Source organism: Halococcus morrhuae DSM 1307 (assembly GCF_000336695.1).
Classification (GTDB): Archaea; Halobacteriota; Halobacteria; order Halobacteriales; family Halococcaceae; genus Halococcus; species Halococcus morrhuae.
Window position 1 is genome coordinate 1 of the sequence record NZ_AOMC01000146.1, and the last position, 4397, is coordinate 4397.

At 53.9% G+C, this 4397-nt stretch carries 2 protein-coding genes; one reads left to right on the top strand and one right to left on the bottom strand.

Annotated elements, in window-relative coordinates:
• Positions 1-241 precede the first annotated feature (241 nt).
• The gene (locus C448_RS12290) at positions 242-2452 is read left to right on the top strand and encodes an alkaline phosphatase PhoX (RefSeq protein ID WP_004055229.1); all 2211 of its coding nucleotides are present in this window, start codon (positions 242-244) and stop codon (positions 2450-2452) included.
• Positions 2453-3287: 835 nt separating this feature from the next.
• Here C448_RS12290 and C448_RS12295 read toward each other — a convergent pair.
• Positions 3288-4304: a glycerol dehydrogenase gene (locus C448_RS12295; protein WP_004055231.1), complete on the bottom strand. Its 1017-nt coding sequence runs from the start codon at positions 4302-4304 to the stop codon at positions 3288-3290.
• Positions 4305-4397: the final 93 nt, after the last annotated feature.

The following is a 4397-nucleotide window of genomic DNA, read 5'->3' on the forward strand; positions in this document are numbered from 1 at the left end:
TAGCTATCGAATATAATCTTGATAAGCTTGTCAAAACCTGCTTGTGACCTATGAATCGTCAAAAGGGACTCCTTTTTACTTCGCCCTCACTATCTATATGCTATATAGACATCATATCGATTTGTACAGAGTATGTTGATTTCGTTTGAGGAGAAATCTCTACCACCTTTACAGAGGAAATGGATTTGCTCCAGCCGTGTGCGTGGCCATCTGAATGGTCGAATTCACACGGCGGAAGCTGATGGCAACGTCGGCGGCAGCCGCGCTCGGAGCTAGCGTCTCTACCGTGGCGAGCGCACAGAAAGATGATAAGAACACGCCGCTGGCACCGAACGTGGAGGGCAAGATTGAGCGGTTCGCAACGACCGCACTTGGAGCCGAAGTGACGGGACCGGAAGTCACCAAGGCCGGTACGCTGTTTTTCAGCCTCCAGCATCCGAGCCGAAAGAACCCGGAACCGTTCAACAGCGGCGGCATCGGCTACGTCGAAGGATATGACATCAATAGTACGACGGAATTCGACGAGCTAAGCGTTCCAACGACGGACGAACAGCAGGGACGGGTCAGAGTCGGTAGCGGCGAATACGTCTTGCTAGCCCAGGAAGGAGACAACATCGGCAACGGCGAGGATTTGGGTGTGCCAGTCACACCTGACGGAGTGGGCCTCGACGAGTATCCCGGTCCTCGCTACGGCAATTTCGGCTACAACCCGGATTGTAACCGATTTGTACCGACAAACGACGATGAGACCGAGGGCTATCTTTTCACCAATTTCGAGCAAAGCCCCGGCAACGTCAGCCGGATCCCCGTCAGTCAGCGTGACGACGGTTCGTGGAGCGGTGATCTCGAAAACGCGACGAATCTCGCCAACACCGACGCACTTCGGGAGATCGGCGGAACGCGAATCAACTGCTACGGCGACCTCAGCCCATGGGGGACATATCTCTCGGCCGAAGAGGAGTACTCCCATCCTCGTCTGTCGCTGACGGCAACCACCAGCGAGATCACGGAGGCCGGAAGCGGCGTCGGACGACGAGGCGCAGCACAGTTCTACAATCGACCGAATCCAACGGGGATCGGCGACACAGCATGGGCCGAGAAATACAACAAGGGTGCGTACCCCCAAGGAGCGTTCGGACTCGCTGGCATCGAGCTACAGGCGTACTACCTCGGTGCTGATGCGGCAGATCAGGACGATGGACTCTCCCGAGACATCGACTCCGAAACCGCCCTGACACCGATCGAGAGTCCGTATCCGAACCCTTACCGGTACGGCTACATCGTTGATTTCCGCGAGCCAACCGCGGATTCTCCACGGCCGATGAAATACTACGTTGGTGGGCGGGCCGCCTGGGAGTGTCCAGACGTTCAGAGCGACGAGAAGACGATGTATCTCAGTTCGGACGGCGACAGCAAGGGCTTCTACAAATTCGTCGCTGACGAGCCAATTCCGAGCTACGATGACCCGATGGATGTCGCGGGTTCCCTGTACGCAGCACGAGTAACCAACGAGGCGGCGGCCAAACGGCAGCCACCCGCGAACGTCGATCTCGAACTCGACTGGCTCAATCTCGGTCACGCGAGCAACGCGGAAGTCGAGTCATGGATCGCCGACTACGACGGCATCGATCAGATCAATTATCTCGACCACGCCGAGACCAACTGGAAAGAGGACCTCGAAACAGCGCTCGCGGAGGCCGACAGGGAGGTCGTCAAGAACGGCAACAAGGATTACATCGCTGACGAGGACATCATCACATGGGCAAACCAGTACGAACAACGTGGGCATGAGGGAGTAGATGAAGCTCTCCGGCGGGTTCCGTTCCTTGAGACCCGTGCCGCCGCGAAGGAGATCGGTGCAACCGTTGAATTTAGAAAAAGCGAAGGAATCGACAGTAAGGATGGCGCAGGTCCCGGTGACTATATCTATCTCGGCATCTCCGAGCTCAACGACGGGATGACCGATACGAAGGGTAATCTCCAACTCGACCGCGTCGACGGCGGGCTTGTCTATCGTGCCGAGATCGAGACGGACTACAATATCTCAACGCTTGAACCCGCCATCGTCGGCGCGGACGCTACTGACCCGGCTGCCGTCGCCGATGATGCGCTCTTGAATATCGACAACGTATTCGTCATGGACGACGACCGCGTGCTCTGCTGTGAGGATGCAGATCAGTTTAGTCGCTCCTATCCCAACGACTGTCTCTACGTCTACACTCCGGACGGGAGCGATGGTGACGGCGACGGGACGGAAACCGACGATGCGGATGACATCTATCAGGGCCCAGGTGATGACGATGATGGCGACGACACCGACAACGATGGCGACGGTCACGTTGATGAAGACGATGAAGACAAGGACGATGACGACGATAACGACGGCAACAACCAAGACGACGATGACGATGGAGCAATCGACGAAGACGGCGACAGAACCAAACAAAACTGAATCACCTCGTCACCAAATAACCCACTCGTAACTCATCAGACAGGACCTCGTATTTACCGCAGCTAAATACACTGAAGTTCACGTCCCACCTATTTCATCTACATATATTATGTGCAATATAGCTATTTCGTGCAATATCTGTTCTATAAACGGAATCGAGATAGAATCAATCCATGCCAACCTGTCCAATCTGTAAGACCACTGAGAACGTGCGACCGAGTTGGACAACCGGTTACCAAAGGCGCTGTAGCGAGTGCGGGGTCCTGTTCAACGAAACAGGTGACAAACCAGCGCATTAACTGCTTAAATCTCTGTATTAAATATGTATAACTTTTGCTTGATTGTAGCTATTTCACTACCAGAATTTTAAATGTCATTACGGGATTGCTAATACTATCTCGGCTGCTACCAATGGATGAATAGTATGGGATTGGCTCGAAAGCGTTGCAATAGCTCGTTTTTGGAGGAAAAACATCAACCTACCATGACCGGTGACACGATATAGATCGGGATATCGCTTCGGGATCTCCAAAGCAGTCTGTTTGCCAGGTTCGTGGTGGCCACATCACAAGGAGGGAAAGCATGGACCAGGAAACGGTAGCTGCACCCAACGGCCGAAGTAGTACTGCAGTGTTACTCGTGCTTAGCTCTCTAATCACAGGTATACGGTCTCCATGATAATGCTATAGGGATCAGCAGAGCATCTCATAGATTCTGGTCCGCACCTGCTTACCGCTACCCCGCTGAGAGTGAGCTCGTCGCCACGTTGTCGGATATAAGAAAGAAAAACTCCGAGAATGGGTACTGATCCCTATAGCCGAAAAATGATTAGACCCTACTCCGAGGTTGTGTGGCCAATCGCATCGGCAGTTCGGATCGCGTCAGCGACTGCCGAAGGTTCGATTTCAAATGGCTCGTTGTAGATCGTTTCGCCCTCAGCGCAAGCGGCTTCAGCGACCCGAGCGAGCTGATCGCTGCTCGGATCGTCAAGGCCGATCTCTGCGAGGGTGACCGGGAGACCGGCCTCCCGAGAGAACGCAACAATTTCTTCAATAAACGCAGTTGATCGCCCTTCTAAGACGAGCTGAGCGATTGTGCCGATACTAACCTTTTCACCATGTGAGGCGCCATGGGTAGCTTCCAGTTGCGTTAGTCCGTTGTGAATTGAATGAGCTGCTGCAATGCCACCGTTTTCGAATCCGAGCCCGCTCAACAACGTATTCGCCTCCGTTACCGCCTCGACACTCTCGGTGACAGCATCGTTTTCAACCGCTCGGATTGCCGAGTGAGCGTGTTTGCGTACTGTCTCGTAGCAGTGTTTCGCGAGTACGTGACCACCACGTGTTGGTCGCCCGCCGAAGAAGTTCTCCCCATCAGTGGCTTGGTAGGCAGCGTCGGCCTCGAACCACGTTGCTAGCGCGTCACCCACACCAGAAACAAAAAAGGAAGTTGGGGCTGCGGCGATCAATTCCGTGTCGACTAACACAAGGTTCGGATGAGAGTCGTAAAAGCGATACTCTTCGAATTCCCCTTCCTCTGAATAGATAACTGAAAGACTGCTTGTTGGAGCATCCGTCGAGGCAACTGTCGGCATAGATACCGTCGCTATTCCAAGGGTGTCACCAACACCCTTTGCAGTATCAATTGCTTTGCCGCCGCCCGCACCGACGACAATATCGGTATTATGATCGGTTGCCTCATCAGCGATCCGTTCAATCTCTGTTGTAGATGCTTCGCCGTTGAATGTGACCGAGGTTGCAGTGATTCCAGCATTCTCGAACGCTTCGAGTACCGTCGATTCAATGAGGTCAAGCACCACTTCATCGCCAATCAGAAGCGCCGAGTCGCCCAATCAATTGGTCGCGTCGCAAAGTCCTCTAGACTTTGCCTCTGGTAGCCTCAACTGTGAGGTCACAGCTCATGGTTGTTTTGGTTGATCGGTTGA